This is a genomic window from Variovorax sp. P2_H12, from assembly GCF_056403395.1.
Genome location: NZ_JBFUFO010000012.1, coordinates 98,351 through 115,838 on the forward strand (window position 1 = coordinate 98,351; position 17,488 = coordinate 115,838).

General features: G+C 67.9%; 17 protein-coding genes and 1 riboswitch. Of the genes, 6 read left to right on the plus strand and 11 right to left on the minus strand.

Annotation, left to right across the window (positions count from 1 at the left end; all coding sequences use genetic code 11):
• Positions 1-38: 38 nt before the first annotated feature.
• Positions 39-2,177, minus strand: a complete 2,139-nt coding sequence (locus AC1DYK_RS10745; protein WP_478166276.1) for an ATP-binding protein — start codon at positions 2,175-2,177, stop codon at positions 39-41.
• 9 nt (positions 2,178-2,186) lie between these two features.
• Positions 2,187-2,804 carry a response regulator gene (locus AC1DYK_RS10750; protein ID WP_478166277.1) on the minus strand — a complete coding sequence of 206 codons (618 nt, stop codon included), beginning with the start codon at positions 2,802-2,804 and terminating at the stop codon, positions 2,187-2,189.
• 9 nt (positions 2,805-2,813) lie between these two features.
• Here AC1DYK_RS10750 and AC1DYK_RS10755 point away from each other — a divergent pair, with 9 nt between their 5' ends.
• On the plus strand, positions 2,814-3,584 hold the full coding sequence (locus AC1DYK_RS10755; protein WP_478166278.1) for a hypothetical protein: 771 nt from the start codon (positions 2,814-2,816) through the stop codon (positions 3,582-3,584).
• 48 nt (positions 3,585-3,632) lie between these two features.
• On the opposite strand, the gene AC1DYK_RS10760 is transcribed toward AC1DYK_RS10755, so the two are convergent.
• A complete protein-coding gene (locus AC1DYK_RS10760) occupies positions 3,633-3,830 on the minus strand; it encodes a hypothetical protein (protein ID WP_478166279.1) in 198 nt (65 codons plus the stop codon).
• Between the two features lie 40 nt (positions 3,831-3,870).
• On the minus strand, positions 3,871-4,119 hold the full coding sequence (locus AC1DYK_RS10765) for a hypothetical protein (RefSeq protein ID WP_478166280.1): 249 nt from the start codon (positions 4,117-4,119) through the stop codon (positions 3,871-3,873).
• A 327-nt stretch (positions 4,120-4,446) separates the two neighbouring features.
• Between AC1DYK_RS10765 and AC1DYK_RS10770 the strand changes: the two genes are divergently transcribed.
• Entirely contained in the window at positions 4,447-5,934 is a 1,488-nt protein-coding gene (locus AC1DYK_RS10770; RefSeq protein ID WP_478166281.1) for a nucleobase:cation symporter-2 family protein, read from the plus strand.
• A 280-nt stretch (positions 5,935-6,214) separates the two neighbouring features.
• Here the strand turns inward: AC1DYK_RS10770 and AC1DYK_RS10775 are convergent, their stop codons facing one another.
• The 5 genes from AC1DYK_RS10775 to AC1DYK_RS10795 all read right to left on the minus strand — a co-directional run bounded on the left by AC1DYK_RS10775 (position 6,215) and on the right by AC1DYK_RS10795 (position 11,777).
• Positions 6,215-7,009, minus strand: coding sequence for an ABC transporter ATP-binding protein (locus AC1DYK_RS10775; protein WP_478166282.1), 795 nt, complete (start codon positions 7,007-7,009; stop codon positions 6,215-6,217).
• On the minus strand, positions 7,009-7,899 hold the full coding sequence (locus AC1DYK_RS10780) for an ABC transporter permease (protein WP_478166283.1): 891 nt from the start codon (positions 7,897-7,899) through the stop codon (positions 7,009-7,011). Before AC1DYK_RS10780 ends, AC1DYK_RS10775 begins: the two co-directional genes overlap by 1 nt.
• Before the next feature lie 101 nt (positions 7,900-8,000).
• Positions 8,001-8,975, minus strand: a complete 975-nt coding sequence (locus AC1DYK_RS10785) for an ABC transporter substrate-binding protein (protein ID WP_478166284.1) — start codon at positions 8,973-8,975, stop codon at positions 8,001-8,003.
• 129 nt (positions 8,976-9,104) lie between these two features.
• Positions 9,105-10,925: an SLC13 family permease gene (locus AC1DYK_RS10790; protein WP_478166285.1), complete on the minus strand. Its 1,821-nt coding sequence runs from the start codon at positions 10,923-10,925 to the stop codon at positions 9,105-9,107.
• Positions 10,926-10,928: 3 nt separating this feature from the next.
• The gene (locus AC1DYK_RS10795; RefSeq protein WP_478166286.1) at positions 10,929-11,777 is read right to left on the minus strand and encodes an aldo/keto reductase; all 849 of its coding nucleotides are present in this window, start codon (positions 11,775-11,777) and stop codon (positions 10,929-10,931) included.
• 115 nt (positions 11,778-11,892) lie between these two features.
• Between AC1DYK_RS10795 and AC1DYK_RS10800 the strand changes: the two genes are divergently transcribed.
• Positions 11,893-12,480 (plus strand): helix-turn-helix domain-containing protein, encoded by a 588-nt coding sequence (locus AC1DYK_RS10800; protein ID WP_478166287.1) that lies wholly within the window; start codon positions 11,893-11,895, stop codon positions 12,478-12,480.
• Between the two features lies 1 nt (position 12,481).
• Complete coding sequence (locus AC1DYK_RS10805; protein ID WP_478166288.1) at positions 12,482-13,051, plus strand: N-acetyltransferase family protein; 570 nt, start codon at positions 12,482-12,484, stop codon at positions 13,049-13,051.
• A 10-nt stretch (positions 13,052-13,061) separates the two neighbouring features.
• On the opposite strand, the gene AC1DYK_RS10810 is transcribed toward AC1DYK_RS10805, so the two are convergent.
• A complete protein-coding gene (locus tag AC1DYK_RS10810) occupies positions 13,062-13,472 on the minus strand; it encodes a hypothetical protein (RefSeq protein ID WP_478166289.1) in 411 nt (136 codons plus the stop codon).
• A 74-nt stretch (positions 13,473-13,546) separates the two neighbouring features.
• Complete coding sequence (locus AC1DYK_RS10815) at positions 13,547-14,575, minus strand: class I fructose-bisphosphate aldolase (protein ID WP_478166290.1); 1,029 nt, start codon at positions 14,573-14,575, stop codon at positions 13,547-13,549.
• Positions 14,576-14,755: 180 nt separating this feature from the next.
• A riboswitch (TPP riboswitch) is annotated at positions 14,756-14,849 on the plus strand.
• A 68-nt stretch (positions 14,850-14,917) separates the two neighbouring features.
• Between AC1DYK_RS10815 and AC1DYK_RS10820 the strand changes: the two genes are divergently transcribed.
• Both AC1DYK_RS10820 and AC1DYK_RS10825 read left to right on the plus strand, forming a co-directional pair.
• Entirely contained in the window at positions 14,918-16,021 is a 1,104-nt protein-coding gene (locus AC1DYK_RS10820) for a LuxE/PaaK family acyltransferase (RefSeq protein WP_478166291.1), read from the plus strand.
• The gene (locus AC1DYK_RS10825; protein WP_478166292.1) at positions 16,018-17,487 is read left to right on the plus strand and encodes an acyl-CoA reductase; all 1,470 of its coding nucleotides are present in this window, start codon (positions 16,018-16,020) and stop codon (positions 17,485-17,487) included. The genes AC1DYK_RS10820 and AC1DYK_RS10825 overlap by 4 nt, the downstream gene beginning before the upstream one ends.
• Position 17,488 lies beyond the last annotated feature (1 nt).

Consider the following 17,488-nt stretch of genomic DNA (forward strand, 5'->3'; position numbering starts at 1 on the left):
CAGCGTGGAACGGTGGACTGGCTCTCGCGGCCCGACCGCTAGCTGATAGCTGCTGCGCCATGCGTCCGGGCCTGCATGGCGGGCTGCCCCAGATCCGCCAGTTGCACTTCGATCGCCCGATTGAGTTCGTCCAGGCGCTCCACCAGCAGGGCCAGGCCACCGGTCAGTGACGACGGCTGGTCGCCGCGGCACGCGAGCTCGAGCGCTTCGCACGCCTGGACCACCCGCTCGGCCTGGACCATCCGTGCCGCGCCCTTGATCCGGTGCGCCATGGAAGCCGCTTCAGGGAGCTCGCCCGTCTCGACGTGTTCGACGAGCTGCCGCAGGTCGCCGAGGTTGGCTCGCAGCAGGGCCTCGAGAAATCTCGCCTCGACCCGGGCATCGCCGTCGGACAGGCTGCGCAGCGCCAGCGGGTCGAACGGTCTCCCGGCCGGGGCTTCCAGCGGCGGCGCGGATGGCGGTGCCGCAAGATCCGCGCGCAGATGCCGATGGAGCGCCGCCGACAGGCCATCGAGGCTGAAGGGCTTCATCAGGCACTCGTCCATCCCCACTTCGAGGGCGCGGCGCCTCTCCGCTTCCTGCACATGGGCGGTGCAGCCCAGGACCGGGCAGCGCGGCAGGCGCTGCTCGCGCTCGAGCGCACGGATGGCCGCAGTCAATGCGTAGCCGTCCATGACCGGCATCGAACAATCGGTGATGACGAGGTCGAAGCCGCCATCGCGCCAGAGTTCCAGTGCAGTCTCGCCGTCTTCGGCCAGTTCGCAGTCCAGGCCCAGGTGATCCAGCTGGCGGCGCAGCAGCAGCCGATTGGCCGGATGGTCGTCGACCGCCAGGACCTTGCCGTGCCAGCGCCAGGAGCGCCCGGACTCGCTGTCGTCCTGGATCGCCGGCAGCGTCGCGGCCAGCGGCGCGGCCACGACCGACAGGTCGAACGCGACCCGGACGCAGGTTCCCTGCCCGCGCTGGCTGCGAACCTCGATCGTGCCCCCCATCTTCCGGCACAGCCTCTGCACGATGGGCAGGCCCAGCCCCGTGCCGCTGACGGCACGCGGCCCGGCGGCCTCGGCCTGGAAGAAGGGCCGGAACAGGTTCGCGACATCCTCGGATGCGATGCCGATGCCGGAATCCTCGACCTCGAGGACGACCGACTCGGTGTCCCCACTCCGATTCGCGTGGCGCAGGCGCAGCGTGACGCTGCCGGCATCGGTGTACTTGATGGCATTGCTGACCAGGTTGTTGACGATCTGCCTGAAGCGCGTCGCATCGGTCACATGCCATTCACCGACCGCCGCATCCAGGTCGAGTCCGATGACCAGTCCGCGCTGGCGCGCCATGCCCGAGAACACCTTGGCCACATCTTCGAGGATCGGCCGCAGTCGTACCGGCGCCAGCACGATCTCCAGGCCCCCGGCCTCGATCTTCGAGATATCCAGGATGTCGTCGATCAGCCCGAGCAGGGATTGCGCCGAGCTGCGGGCCAGCTCGACCGAATCGCGGTCCTTCGTGTTCAACCGGCCCTCGCGCACCAGCAGTTCGAGCAGGCCCAGCACCGCGTTCATCGGCGTGCGGATCTCATGGCTCATGGTGGCGAGGAAGTTGGACTTGGCCCGGTTCGCCTCTTCGGCCCGGGTCAGGGCCGTTTCGATCTGCTCGATCAGGTGCTGGCGCTCGGTGATGTCGATCGCGCCGGCGATCAGCGCGGATGCCGCAGCGCCCTCCTTCAGCGCGATGGGCGCCGCCCAGTGAAGAATGCGCCGCGTCTGGCCGTGGACAGACACGTCGACGTCCTCGCTGATGGTGCCGTGGTTGGCGAGCAGGTCGAGGTAGCGCTCGTGAAGCAGGGCCATGTGCTCCGGATCGACGAAGTCGAGCCCGCTTTCGCGCACGGTCTTGCCTTCGATCGCCTCGCGCGTGGTGCCGAAGAGCGTTTCGTAGGCTGCGTTGCAGAAGATCTGCCGCGCCTCGGCGTCGCGCACGCAGATGGCATAGGGGATGCCCTCGAGCGTCGCCCGCTGGAAGGCGACCTGGTCGTGCAGTTCAGCCTTCGCGGCCAGCCGGCGCCCCATCTCGATGCGCAACGACCGAGTACGAATCGTGGTCAGGACGAGGCACAACGCGAAGCCCGCGGCGAACGCATAGAACCAGAGGCAGTGACCTTCCGGATGGCCGATGATCATTTCGGCCCCTCAGGAAATAAGACGATGAGCGCGGGTGAAATCGACCAATTCAACCAGCGTGGAAATTCTGAGCTTCTCGAAGATGCGTGTCTTGTAGCTGCTGATCGTCTTGTTGCTGATCAGCAGTGTTTCGGCGATTTCCTTGTTGCTCATGCCGCGCGCGAGATATTGCAGCACCGTCAGTTCCCGGTCGGACAAGGTCTTGATCAAGGCGTCGGGGCTGGCCGGCGAATTGAGATGGGCCTGCGGGGACAGCGCTGACGAGGGGAACAGGCTATAGCCGGCGAGCACCGTTTGGGCGGCCTGCACCACTGCCGTCATGTTTTCGTTCTTGCTCATGAAGCCATTGGCGCCCGCCTGCACCGTGCGGGCGGCGAAAACGGATTCCTGCTGCGCGGACAACACCAGCAGCTTGATCTCGGGCTGGGATTTCCGCACGCGCTCGAGCAGGTCCAGGCCGCTGAGCCGAGGCAGATCGAGATCGAGAATGACCAGGTCCGGGTGCTGATCGCGAATGGCGGCCAGCGCGGTGGGGCCGTCGCCGGCCTCGCCGACGACCTTGAAGTCGCCGCCGGCCTCGAGTGCGGAGCGGACCGCGAGCCGGATGGCCGGGTGATCGTCGACCACGATGACTGTATGCATTTGGATTCCCTTGCTATGAGTTTGGGCCGTCTGACGGCTATTGCGCGAGGGCCACTTCTCAATCAAATAGCATTCAACCCGCGCTTTCGTCTCGATTTTAAGTCGCATCCAAACCCAATGCGGAATACATCAGCACTTATAGAATTGCATATTTCCTCTCTTTGCGAAAAAATCCACACATGGATCGCCTATATATTCAATTCAATTTCAGAATTTTCTTATTGTCTTTTTAGAAATTTCCCACAGCCATCCAGACAATCAATTTCAATTCAACAAACCAATCTATTAATATCAATCCGTCACAAAACGTTGCAAAAGCCGGCGCAACAGGCTTCCTTTCGGCCCTTTTTCCTTGCCCGGCTTGAGGGCGCCTTCTCAGCGGATCCATCGATTCAGGCGGAAGGCTGTGTCCATGCACGGTTCGACGCCCGCACCCTGCGCCTTGCCCGAATCGTCGGGATCGGTCGTGCGCTCGACGAGGTAGCCGGTGTCGCCGCTTCCGAGGCGGCGGCTTGTCAGTTGCGTGGTGGTGCCCCGGAAATGCCCTGGCCTCGGCGCAGGCGCTGGCGCGCGAGATCGCCGCGTTCCCGCAGCAGTGCATGCGCAGCGACCCAAGTTCGGCCTGCGCTCGATGGGAGCTGTCGCTGGCGAAGGCGCTCAGGCAAGAGGGGGCGCGGCGTGCCGATCGTCTTTGCGGAGGGCGCGACGGGTGCCGGGCGCTTCGCCCAGGGCACCGGCCGCCATGGCGCCTTCGGCAGGCGTTGAGCAGCGAGGGGGGCGGCGGCGCGATTGCGGCGCCGCGCAGGGCCGGATTCAGCCCGTGCGGCGGGCGCCTTGCACCTGGTAGCCGTTCTGATAGATGCCGATCACCAGGCCGCTCACGGCGTCGGACGGCCGGGCGGTGACGAATCGGTTGCCGCCGGCCTGATACACGACGATGGTGCAGGCAGCGCTCCTGCTCAGGGTGCGTGCCACGCCGCTGGCCTGGCTGACTGTCTGATAGGTGTTCATGAGGTGGCTCCTGTCTGAATAGGGTTCGCGGGATGAGGGGTCAGGAGCGCGCGGCGGCCAGCAGGCCGTCGATCGCGAGCACCACGCCCTCCCGGGCGGCTGGCGAAGGCGTGCCTTCGAGCAGCAGGTTGCGCACGAGGCCCAGCGTGTGGATGAGCTCCGCCTCCATCTCCGTCAGCAAGGGAATGACCTCGAAGTCGGGATACTTGCCCTTGGCGCCCATCGGTCTTCCGGGACCTGAAAGGTCGACGTCATAGCCTTCACTGACTGCCTGTTTCTGGGTCTTCATGGCTTACCAACGTTGGATCGGGTTGCTGTTGTCGGGGCCGGATGAGCGGCACCGAATCGATGTAATACATTGTGCCTAGTTACTTCCTAAGTAACAAGATGATTCATTAACTTTTTTCTACATTTTTGCATCGGCGCTGCACACGGCATTCGCGTCCGCGTGCGGCCCGGCCCGCGAGTTGCATCCGCTTGCGGGGCGCGGGTTTTCCGCCATACAGCCCGGCATCTCGTTTGTATACAGTTTCGCGTACAGAACAGTGGACGGTGCGCGACATGGCATCGCCCTCGCCCATCCCTCTTTCCTCCCGCCGACCCAGGAGATCTCGTCATGACGGCTGTTGCCTCCCCTGCCATCCATCCCGTCGATCAGCGCCTGCCCATGGGCAAGCTCACGGCCCTCGGCCTGCAGCACGTGCTCGTGATGTATGCCGGTGCCGTGGCGGTGCCGCTGATCGTCGGCCGCGCGCTCAAGCTCACGCCGCAGGAGGTCGCGCTGCTGATCTCGGCCGACCTGTTCTGCTGCGGCATCGCGACGCTGATCCAGTCGCTCGGCGCCACCCAGTGGTTCGGCATCAAGCTGCCGATGATGATGGGCGTGACCTTCGCGTCGGTCGCGCCGATGGTCGCGATCGCCAACGCCAACCCGGGCCAGGCCGGCGCGCAGTTGCTGTTCGGCGCCATCATCGGCGCCGGCATCATCTCGATACTGATCGCGCCGATGGTCTCGCGCATGCTGCGCTTCTTCCCGCCGGTGGTCACCGGCACCATCATCGCGGTGATCGGCATCAGCCTGATGCGCGTGGGCATCAACTGGATCTTCGGCAACCCGGTCGGGCCGACCGCGCCGGCGCTGGTCGACCCGGTCTATGCCAAGTGGCTGGCCGACGTCACCTCGCCCGGCTCGGCCGTGCCGCCGGTGCCCAAGGGCCTGTCGATCGTGCCCTCGGTGCCGAACCCGCGCTACGCCGACCTGGGCGGGCTCGCCATCGCGGCGCTGGTGCTCGTGTCGATCCTGCTGATCGTCAAGTACGCCCGCGGCTTCATCGCCAACATCTCGGTGCTGCTGGGCATCGTGATCGGCGCCGTGGTCGCCACCGCCTTCGGCTTCATGACCTTCGAGAAGGTCGGCAATGCCGCGTGGTTCGACATCGTGCTGCCCTTCCACTTCGGCCTGCCGAAATTCGACCCGGTGCTGATCCTCACGATGTCGCTGATCATGATCGTGGTGATGATCGAATCGACCGGCATGTTCCTCGCGCTCGGCGAGATGACCGACCGCAAGATCAGCCAGCAGGACCTGGCGCGCGGCCTGCGTACCGACGGCCTCGGCACCTTGATCGGCGGCATCTTCAACACCTTCCCCTACACCAGCTTCTCTCAGAACGTCGGGCTGGTGGCGGTCACGGGCATCAAGAGCCGCTATGTCTGCGTGGCCGGCGGCGTGATCCTGATCGTGCTGGGCCTGCTGCCGAAGATGGCGGCACTGGTCGAGTCGCTGCCGACGGTGGTGCTCGGTGGCGCCGGGCTGGTGATGTTCGGCATGGTCGCGGCCACCGGCATCCGTATCCTCTCGGGCGTGGACTTCAAGACCAACCGGCACAACGCGATGATCGTCGCGGTGTCGATCGGCGTCGGCATGATCCCGCTGCTGGCGCCCAACTTCAAGCAGTGGATGCCGCACGCGATCCACTCGCTGGTGGAGTCGGGCATCCTGCTGGCGTCGATCTGCGCGGTGTTGTTGAACCTGTTCCTGAACGGCGCCAGGCATGACGAGGCGGCGATCGTCGCCGCGGCCAAGCAGGCCGAGGCGCATTAGGCTCGCCCCACTAGGCTCGCCCCCAGGTTGCCCGGCACTTCGTGTCCGGGCGCCCACCCCCTACCGGGGGCAACACCAGCGGCCCGGCGAAGCCGGTTCCGCGGTGTTTCACCAACGGGCCTGGCTTCGCCGGCCGGTGAATATGGCGCTGTTCTTGTTTTCGGCTGCGCGCAGCGCGCCTGTTCGTGGGCAGTCGCGGAACCGGCTTCGCCGGGCCGCTGGCTGCGCCCCCGGTAGGGGGTGGGAGGGCTACACGAAGTGAGCCCAACCTGGGGGCGAGCTAACCCAGTAGTAGAGCGTCGTCGGAGACCTGCTCGCCACGCACCTTCTCGAACATCGCCAGCAGATGCTGCACATCCATTCCCTTGCGCTCTTCGCCGCTGACGTCGAGCACCACCTGCCCCTGGTGCAGCATCACGGTGCGGTCGCCGACATCGAGCGCCTGGCGCATGCTGTGGGTCACCATCATGGTCGTCAGCCGGTTCTCGGCCACGATGCGCGCGGTGAGGCGCAGCACGAAATCGGCGGTGCGCGGGTCGAGCGCGGCCGTGTGCTCGTCGAGCAGCAGGATGCGCGAAGGCTGCAGCGAAGCCATCAGCAGGCTGACCGCCTGCCGCTGACCGCCGGAAAGCAGGCCGATGCGGTCGCCGAGCCGGTTTTCCAGGCCCAGCCCCAGGATGGCCAGCCGCTCCCGGAAGCCGGCCCGCATCGAGTCCCGGACCGCACGGCCCAGCCCGCGGCGAGCGCCCCGCATCTGCGCGAGCGCCATGTTCTCCTCGATGGTCAGGTCTTCGCAGGTGCCCGCCATCGGGTCCTGGAAGACGCGCGCCACCTGGCTCGCGCGCTGCCACACCGGTTGCCGCGTGACGTCGACGCCGTGGATCGAGATCCGGCCGCTGTCCACCGGCATGTCGCCGGAGATCGCGTTGAGGAAGGTCGACTTGCCCGCTCCGTTGGAACCGATCACGGTGACGAACTGGCCGGCCGGAATCTCGAGCGACATGCCGCGCAAGGCACGCGTCTCGATCGGCGTGCCGGCGTTGAAGGTCATCTCCAAGTCTTTGGCTTGCAGCATCAGCCAGCCTTTCTGCCGATCAAGCGGCGCTTGAACTGAGGGATCACGAGGGCGACGGCCACCAGCAGCGCAGTGACCAGGTTCAGGTCCTGCGCCTGCAGGCCGATGAAGTCGCTGTTGAGCGCCAGCGCGATGAAGAAGCGATAGACGATGGCGCCGATGATCACCGCCAGCGTCACCAGCACCAGCCGGCGAGACGGCAGGATGCTCTCGCCGACGATCACCGCCGCGAGGCCGATCACGATCGTGCCGATGCCCATCGAGATGTCGGCGCCGCCCTGGGTCTGCGCGAACAGCGCGCCGCCCAGGGCCACCAGGGCGTTCGACAAGGCCATGCCGCACAGGATCATGGTGCCGGTCGCCACGCCTTGCGAACGCGCCATGCGCGGATTGGAGCCGGTGGAACGGATCGCCAGGCCGGTCTGGGTCGTGAAGAACCAGTCCAGCAGCAGCTTGGCCAGCACCACCACCACGGCCAGGATGACCGGCCGCGCGATGTAGTCGGCGAGCCAGTCGGGCTGCAGCACGGTGAACACGGTCGCCTCGGTGATCAGCGGCACATTCGGCTTGCCCATGATGCGCAGGTTGATCGAGTACAGCGCGATCATCACCAGGATGCTGGCCAGCAGATCCATGATCTTCAGCCGCACATTCAGCCAGCCGGTCACGAGGCCGGCGCAGGCGCCCGCGACGGTGGCGATCGCGGTCGCCGAAAAGGGGTCGAGGCCGTGCGAGATCAGCACCGCGGCCACCGCCCCGCCGAGCGGGAAGCTGCCGTCGACCGTCAGGTCGGGAAAGCGCAGCAGCCGGAAGGAGATGAAGACACCGAGGGCCACCAGGCTGAAAATCAAGCCGATTTCCAGCGCGCCGAACAATGAATACAAGGACATGGAATTGAAGCCGTCGGTTGGGCTGATGGCCCGCCGCTGCCGCCTCCGGCGCGCTGCGAAGCGCGGCGGGGCGGCGGGTCAGGCCGTGCGAGGCAAGCGGCCTACTTCACCACGTGTGCGGCGGAGGCCATGAGCGCGCTCGACAACTTGGCGCCCTGCTTGGCAGCCGCACCCGGGTTGACGTACAGCTCGAGCTTGGCGGTGGTCTCGGAAGCGATCGCGCCCGGCGCCTCGCCCTTCAGGATCCGCACCACGATCTTGCCGGTCTGCACGCCCAGGTCGTAGTAGCTGATGCCCAGAGCCGCGATCGCGCCGCGCTTGACGCTGTCGGTGTCGGAGGCCACCAGCGGAATCTTCGCGTCGTTGCCGACCTTGACCAGCGCTTCGTAGGCCGACACCACGTTGTTGTCGGTGTTGGTGTAGATCACGTCGACCTTGCCGATCAGGCTGCGCGCCGACGAGCCGACGTCGACGGTGCGCGGCGCGGCCGCTTCCACCAGCGTCATGCCGCGCTTGGCCAGCAGTTCCTTCAACTCCTTCACGACCACCACCGAATTGGCCTCGCCCGGGTTGTAGACCATGCCGACCCGCTTGGCGGCCGGCACCACCTGCTGGATCAGGTCGACCTGCTTGTCGAGTGCCAGCATGTCCGACACGCCGGTCACGTTGCTGCCGCTCGGCTTCATCGACGGCACGAGCTGGGCCGCCACCGGGTCGGTCACGCCCGAGTACACGACGGGCATCGTCTTGGTCGCTGCCACCACGGCCTGTGCCGAGGGCGTCGCGATGGCGACGATCGCATCGGGCTGGTCGCCGACGAACTTGCGCGCGATCTGCGCCGCGGTGCCGGTGTTGCCCTGGGCGCTCTGGTATTGCCACTTGAGGTTCTTGCCGGCCTCGAAGCCCGCTTGCTTGAGCGCGTCCTTGACACCGTCGCGTATCGAATCGAGTGCCGGGTGTTCGACGATGGCCGTGACCGCGACGGACTTTTGCTGCGCCTGCGCGGGCGTGACGAGCAGCGCCATGGCCGCGGCCATGGCACCTGCGGTGAGAAGAAACTTGTTTCCGATCGACATGGAAATCCTCCGTGGGGTCTCTGGTTCTTGCGAATTTCCAGGGAGGACAGAAGCGGCTGGCCCATGGGCGACACCCGCCGCGGCGCGAGCGAGTCCCTCCCCGAAGGCGCGCAGTCTAACTGCTCGGCTTCAGAACGGCAGCAGCCATGGCACCAGCGCGACGCTCACGGCCAGCACCAGCAGCACCAGCGGCAGGCCGACGCGCACGAAATCCATGAAGCTGTAGTCGCCCGGCCCGACCACCAGCGTGTTCACGGGCGACGAGACCGGCGTCACGAAGGCGGCCGAGGCGGCCAGCGCGACGGTCATCGCGAACGGATACGGCGAGGCCTGCAGCTCCTTGGCGATGGCCAGGGCCACCGGCGCCATCAGCACCGCGGTCGCGGTGTTGGAGATGAACATGCCGAGCACCGCCGTGACCGCGAAGATCACGGCCAGCACGGTGCGCGGTCCGGCGTCGCCGACGATGCCCATCAGCATCTGGGCCGCGAGATCGACGCCGCCGGTGCGTTGCAGCGCGAGCGAGAACGGCAGCATGCCGACGATCAGCACCAGGCTCGGCCAGTGGATCGCGCGGTAGGCGCTGCGCAGGTCGACGCAGCCGCACAGGCCCATCAGCAGGCAGCCGATCAGCGCCGCCTGCACGTTGGGCACCCAGCCGCCGACCATCAGCACCACGACCAGCGCGAGCGCGAGCAATGCGAACGGCGCGCGCGAGGCGGCGGGCGACACTTCGTCGAACTCCGACGGCAGGTTGAAGATGATCAGGTGCATGTCCGACCGGAGTCTTCGGATCGCATTCCAGATGCCGACCACCAGCAGCGTGTCGCCGGCCTTCAGCGGCTCGTCGAGGATGTCGTCGTGCTCGGCCGAGCGGCCATGCTTCAGGCCGATGACCGAGACGTCGTGGTTGGCGCGCAGGCGGGCCTCGACGACGGTCTTGCCGATCAGGCCCGAACCCGGCGGGATCAGCACCTCGGCCATGCCGATGTCCTGCGCATGCGCGGAGAAGTAGGCGCCGGCCAGCGGCAGCCGCTCGAGCGCAAAACGATGGCTCAGGCCATCGAGATCGGCGGACGGCCGCGAGACGTCGAGGAACAGCACATCGCCGGTCTCGATCGGGGTTCCGGGGGGCAGCAGGTCCTTCGCGAAACGGCGCTGGCGCTCGATGGCCAGCAGGTTCACGCCCGGGACGGCGCCCGCCTCGACCGCTTCGAAGACATGGCCGACAGCGGCCGATCCGGGCAGCACCCGGAACCGATGCCCGCGCTCGGCCAGCGCGTATTCGTCGATCCACTGGCCCAGCCCCGCCCTCTGCCCTGCGGGCCCGGCCGGGGCCTTCGATCCGCCGAGCCAGCGCCGCACCCCGAGCATGTAGGCGATGGCGACGAGCAGCACCGGCACGCCGAAGGGCGTGAAGCTGAAGAAGTGGAAGCCCTCGAAACCCTTGCGCACCAGTTCGGCGTGAATCACCAGGTTGGGCGCCGTCGCCACCAGGGTCATCATGCCGCTGATCAGCGCCGCGACGGACAGCGGCATCATCAGCCGCCCGGCCGCCACGCCGGTGTTGCGCGCAATGCGCAGCACGATCGGCACGAAGATCGCGACCACGCCGGTCGAGCTCATCACCGAGCCGACGCCGGCCACGATGACCATCAGCAGCACGATCAACCGCGCCTCGTTGCCGCCGGCCCGCGCCACCAGCAGATCGCCGAGCCGCTGCGCGACCCCGGTGCGCAGCAGCCCCTCGCCGATCACGAACAGCATCGCGATCAGCACGATGTTGGGGTCCGCGAAGCCGGCCAGCGACTCCTGCATGCTGATCACGCCGGTGAACGGCAGCGCCGCCATCATGAGAAGCGCGACCACGTCGGTGCGAGGGCGGCCGATCGCGAACATCGCCACGGCGCTCGCCAGCAGCGCAAGGACAAGGCCGAGCTGAAGGTTCATGGGTCAGATCATCGCCAGCGGCTTCTTGCGCCGCGGGGCAGGATGAAGGCGGTCGATCTCGGCCAGCACGTCCGCGCCCAGCGTCAGTCCGGCCGCCGCGAGGTTGTCGCGCAGATGGGCCTCGCGCACCGCCTTCGGAATCGCGGCCACGCCGGGCTGCGCCAGCACCCACGCCAGCGCGAGCTGCGCCGCGCTGATGCCGAGGCGCCGGGCGATCTTCTGCAGGCCGGCATCGGCGGCCAGCGCGCCCTGGTCGATCGGGCTGTAGGCCATCAGCGGCATGCCGCGTGCGCGCTGCCAGGGCAGCAGGCTGAACTCGGGGCCGCGCTCGGCCGCCGAGTAATAGACCTGGTTGGCGGCACAGTCGCTGCCCAGCGCGGCGAGTTCCTCCAGGTCGTCGGTGTCGAAATTGCTGACGCCCCAGCGGCGGATGCGCCCCTGCGCCACCAGCGCGCGCAGCGCCTCGCAGGTCTGGACCAGCGGATGCTCCCCGCGCCAGTGCAGCAGGTAGAGGTCGATGTGGTCGAGGTCCAGCCGCGCGAGGCTGCGCGCGCAGGCCGCCGGCGTGCCCGCGCGGCTGGCGTTGTGCGGATAGACCTTGCTGACGATGAACAGCTCCTCGCGCTTCACGTCGCCCGCGCGCAGCGCCTCGGCCACGGCCTGCCCGACCACCTCCTCGGCGCCGCCTTCGCCGTACATCTCGGCGGTGTCGACGAGCCGGTAGCCCATTTCGATGGCGGCGCGAACCGCCGCGACTTCCGCAACGCGGCGGCCGGCGGATTCGCCCATCTTCCAGGTGCCGAGGCCGAGCGCCGGCATCCGCCCGCCGCCGGGCAGTTCCAGGTATCGCATGGGATCTCCTTCTCCATCATCGGCGGGATCGCATCCCGCGCGCCACGATGCTAACCAAGCCGCGATCGCCGAGGCACTGGACGATTCATCCAATATGTCAGACAATAATTCCAACATGACGGAACAAGCGGACAGCCTGAACGATCGCATCGCCGCGCGGGTTCGCGAACTGCGCGCGGCGCGCGGCCTGTCGCTCGACGCGCTGGCCGCGCACTGCGGGGTCAGCCGCTCGATGATCTCGCTGATCGAGCGCGGCGAAAGCAGCCCCACCGCGGTGCTGCTCGAGAAGCTCGCCACCGGCCTCGGCGTCGCGCTGGCCTCGCTGTTCGAGCCGCCGCAAGCCAGCGACGACCCCGTCGCGCGGCTGGCCGACCAACCCTTGTGGCGCGATCCGCATTCGGGCTACGTGCGCCGCAACGTCTCGCCCGCCGGCGGGTCGTCGCCGATCCAGATCGTCGAGGTGGCCTTCCCGCCGAAGGCGCGGGTGGCCTACGAGAGCGGCGCCCGCGAACCCCGCATCCACCAGCAGGTGTGGGTGCTGGAGAACACGATCGAAGTCACGGTCGGCGACGCGGTCCATCGGCTCGAGGCCGGCGACTGCCTGGCCCACGTGCTGGACCGTCCCGTGAGCTACCACAACCCGACGCGCAGCCTCACGCGCTATGCCGTCGTGATCGCCACCCTGCCCTCTGCCTGGAGATGACATGACAACCGACGCCAATGCCCCCGTTCGCAACATCCGCCGCCTTCAAACGGTCTCCGATGCGCAGTTGCGCGCCCTGGCCGAACTGCTGATCGATTGCGTGGAGGGCGGCGCCTCGGTGAGCTTCATGCATCCGCTGCCGCTGCCCGAGGCGATGGCGTTCTGGCGCCGCGTCGCCGAGGAGGTCGCCGAGGGCGAACGCGCCTTGCTGGTGGCCGAGGATGCCGACGGCATCGTCGGCACCGTGCAGCTGGTGCTGGCGCAGCCGGACAACCAGCCGCACCGCGCGGACCTGTCGAAGATGCTGGTGCACCGGCGCGCGCGATGCCGGGGCTGGGGCGAAGCGCTCATGGGCGCGGCCGAGCAGATGGGGCGCGACTGCGGCAAGTCGCTGCTGGTGCTCGACACTGCCAGCGACACCGCCGAACGCCTGTACGAGCGGCTCGGCTGGCAACGCGTCGGCGCGATTCCGGGCTATGCGCTGCTGCCGCAGGGTGGGCTCTGCACCACCACCTACTTCTACCGGCAGCTGGAGGCCGGGGAGAAGGCACGCGGCAGCGAGTTTTCGTGAGCGCGAAGCCTCAGCTTTTCCCGCGCAGAAGCTCCGCCTTCTGCGCCAGCTCCGCGGCCGCGACGACCTGCTGAACCGACAGCGGCCCGGTCAGCTCGACCTCGCCGGCAAGAACGCTTGCCAGCGCGGCTCGCCCCGCATCGCCGGCCAGCCAGGCAAACGCCGACGTGATCGATCCAGCGCCGAACTTGGCGCGAAGCGCCTTCGACGCGGCACGGCTCACCTCGGCGAACGCTTCGTGGTCCGCTGCAGCTGAGGCCGCGCGAACGACCAGGCAGCAGGCTGCGAGCTTCTCGGCTTCGTTGCGCAAGCGACGGGCCTTGCCCTCGCTCTGGGCCGCGCGCTTCGTCTCCAGCGACGCCGGCGAAGGATCCGCAGGGGAGAGAGGAAGGTTCGGTTCGAGCGGCATGGATGCGTTCATTTTCAAGGAGCCTCGGATTGTCGCCTCAGCAGTGCCGTGCGAGACGGGCAGCATGACCGCGCCCCCCATCGACGCTAGTGGGCGCCTTCCCCTTCCATCCCCGCGCTGTACTTCCCCTCGCTGGCCAGGCCATTGAGCCGTGCCCGCTTGAGCAGCGCGTCCTGGCACGCGCGCGCATGGGCAGGTTGACCCTGCCACGCCTGCAGCGCCGGATCCTGCAGCGCGCGCCCGTAGGAGAAGCTGAGCGGCCAGGGCTGCCGGCCCAGGCGATTGAGCGCATCCAGGTTGGCGGTCGCTTCGACGGGCGACTGCCCGCCCGACAGGAAGTTGATGCCCGGGACCGCCGCCGGCACCGCGCGCCGCAGCACGCGGAGGGTCTGCGCCGCCACCTCCTCGGGACCGGCCTGCCGCGCATGCGCCTTGCCAGGCACCACCATGCTGGGCTTCAGCAGGATGTGCTCGAGCACCACGCGATGGCGATGCAGGGCCCCGAACACTTCGTGCAGCACCTCCTGCGTGACCTCCGCGCAGCGCGCCAGGCTGTGGTCGCCGTCGATCAGGACCTCCGGCTCGACGATCGGCACCACCCCCTGCGACTGGCAGATCGCCGCGTAGCGCGCGAGCGCCTCGGCGTTGGCCTCGATCGCCATCCGGCTCGGCAGCGTGCCCGAGACGTTGTAGACGGCGCGCCATTTCGCAAAGCGCGCGCCCTGCGTCACATAGGCTTCGAGGCGCTGGGCGAGTCCGTCGAGGCCCTGCGTGATCTCGTCGCCGGGCGCAAGTGCCAGCGGCCCCTTGCCGGCGTCGACCTTGATGCCCGGCACGATGCCTTGCCGCGCGGCCAGGGCCGCGAGCGGCTCGCCGTCGTCCGCGCTCTGGCCCAGGGTCTCCTCGTACAGGATGACGCCGCTGATGTACTCGCCCAGGCCGGGCGTCGACAGGAGCAGGCTGCGGTAGGCGCGCCGGTTCTCCGGCGTCGACTCGACGCCGATCGCCTTGAAGCGCTTGGCAATGGTCGGACCGCTCTCGTCGGCGGCAAGGATGCCCTTGCCGCTGCGAACCAGCGCTTCCACGGTGGCTTGAAGATCATCGGAAATGGCCATGGCGGATCCTTCGTTCGAGCGGGGCTCAGTCTCCTGCTTCGAAGCGCTGGAGCGCAAGCCCATGCCGACCGTGATGTCTTGTCAAGGTCGACATCTGCATGGTCACGGGCACCCGATGACCCTTCATCCGATCGCGGTGAAGACGCTTCGCAGCGGCACGGGCGGGATGCATGTAACATCGCCAACGCTCCGGGGTGCACACGACAGTGCTGAGATTCAAACCCGCGAACTTGAACCGGTTAATCCCGGCGGAAGAAGAGCCATCACTTCGATCATCGGCGGATCCTGCCGTGGTCGCAGGGGCCTTCGGAGCATCCGTTTCACGGTCACGAAGAAGTCCTTATGAACCAGCCCCCTGCAGATCGACCTGCGGCCAGTGATGTGGTCGCCGACGTGCTCGCCTTCATCGCGCAGGACGGGTGCACCGACGACGCGTTCGATCGGCTGGCGTTGCACCTGTTCGCCCACCAGTACGGCAACAACCCGGCGTACCGGCGCTTCTGCCAGCGGCGCGGAGCGACCCCGCGCCATGTGAAGCGCTGGAGCGACATCCCGGCAGTGCCGATCGACGCCTTCAAGGAGCTCGACCTGCGGTGCGAGCCGCCGGCCGCCACGGACCGGGTCTTCATGACCAGCGGCACGACCCGCAGCGAGGTGAAGGGCCGGCATATTCATCCGACGCTGGCGGTCTACGACCGGTCGATGATCCGCAACTTCTCGAACCGGTTCATGCGCGGCAGCGGCCGGATGCGCATGGGCATCCTGTTCCCCACCGAAACCGTGCTGGCCAATTCCTCGCTGGCCCACTACCTGGCGCTCGCGCTGAATGAATTCGGCACCGAAGACAGTCGCTACTTCATGAGCCCGCAGGGGCTGGACGTCGCCGGTCTGTGTGAGGCGCTGGCGGACGCCGAACGCCGCGACTCGCCCTACGCGCTGCTCGGCGCCAGCTACAGCTTCGTGCACCTGATCGACGAACTCAAGCAGCGCGGCCTGTCGTTCCGCCTGCCGGCAGGCAGCCGGGTCCTGGACACCGGCGGCTACAAGGGACAGTCGCGCGAATTGCCGCTCGACGCCTTCTATGCGGCGCTGTCGGCGCGGCTCGGCATCGAACGATCGCAGTGCATCAACATGTACGGCATGACCGAGCTGAGCACGCAGTTCTACGACGCCGGCAATGCGTCGGTGCCGTCGGTGAAGTCGGGGCCGCACTGGATCCGCTCGCGCCTGGTCGACCCGCTCACGGGCCGCGAGGTCGCGCGCAGCGAGCGCGGAATCCTGGTCCATTGCGATCTCGCCAACTTCAATTCCGTGACCACCATCCTGACCGAGGACGTGGGCCTGGCCGCCGACGGCGGGTTCCTGCTGCTCGGCCGCGCCGAGGGCGCTGAGGCCAAGGGCTGTTCGCTGGCGGTGGAGGAATTCATCCGGGCGGCAGCGGCATGACGACACTGCGCGTGGTTGCCGGTTACCTGCCTGGCCTGGCGCCGGCGGACGTGCAGTGGCAGCCTCTGGTCTTCGAATCGGGCACCACGCGGCTCGAAGTCGCGGTGCCCGTGCTGAGTCCGCCACAGATGACCGCGCTCGCCCTGCGGGTCAAGCAGGCCAGCCGCCGCCATCTGAAGACGATGACGGTGTCGCAGATCGTGGCCGTGGTGGATCGCGCGATCGCCCGCCTGCTCGACCCGGCCGACCCCTGCCGCATGCAGGCCGACCAGCTGCTGCCGATCGTCAGCGGCTATGACGCCGAAATGGTCCGCCTGGGCCTCACGGCGTTCCTCAAGACCTTTCGCGCGCCGCAACTGCATCGCTTCGTCGCCGAAGACTTCGCCAATCCCAAGCTGCTGGACGAGTTCCAGCCGCGACCCAAGGGCGGCGCGGCCAGGGCGTTCGGGCCGGATCTGCTGGTTCACAGCTGGGCCGGCAATGTGCCGGCCCTGCCGCTCTGGAGCCTGGTCTGCGGATTGCTGGTGAAGGCCGGCAACATCGGCAAGCTGCCGAGCGCGGAACCGCTGTTCGCAGGCCTGTTCGCGCGGCTGCTGGCCGAGGTCCACCCGCCGCTGGCCGACTGCCTGGCCGTGGTGTGGTGGAAAGGCGGCGAGGCGGAACAGGCGACGGCCCTCTATGCCGAGGCGGACACGGTGCTCGCCTACGGCGGCAACGACTCGCTGGACGACATCCGCCGTCGGCTGCCGGTCACGACGCGCTTCCTGGCGTACGGCCACAAGCTGGGCTTCGGCCTGGTCGGCGCCGCGGCCCTCGACACCCTGCGCGCGCCGGCGACGGCACGCCTGGCCGCCTGGGACGTGATGCGCTACGACCAGCAGGGCTGCTATTCGCCGCATGTCTTCTACGTCGAGCGCGGCGGCAAGGTGTCGCCGCGCGAATTCGCCCAGTACCTCGCCAGCGAGCTCGCCAACCTGCACCACCGCTTCCCGCGCCGGGCCCTGGCGCTGGAGGAGTCGGCCGCGGTCGCCGGATGGCGGCAAGCCATCGAGTTGCAGTCGATGTCGGGCGGCGGCGAGCCTGTCTGCGAGCTGATCGGCGAAGCCGGTGCGGCCTGGGGCGTCGCTTACGCCGATGAAGCGCCGGCCTTGGCCCCCACGGCGTTGAACCGCAGCATCCAGGTCGTCGCGGTCGATTCGCTGGAACAGGTGATCGCGCGAGTGGCAGCGCACCCGCCCTTTCTGCAGACCGCAGGCGTGGCGGCAGCACCGGCCGAACTGTTCCGGCTGTCGGAGTTGCTGGGCGCTGCCGGCGTCACCCGCATCACGGCCATCGGCTCGATGACCTCGCCGGAGGCGGGCTGGCATCACGACGGCAGGTTCAACCTGCTGGACCTGGTGCGGATGGTCGAGATCGAACAGTCGGCGGAAATTGCGGCCGACAGGCTGGCGCCCTACGCGGACTAGG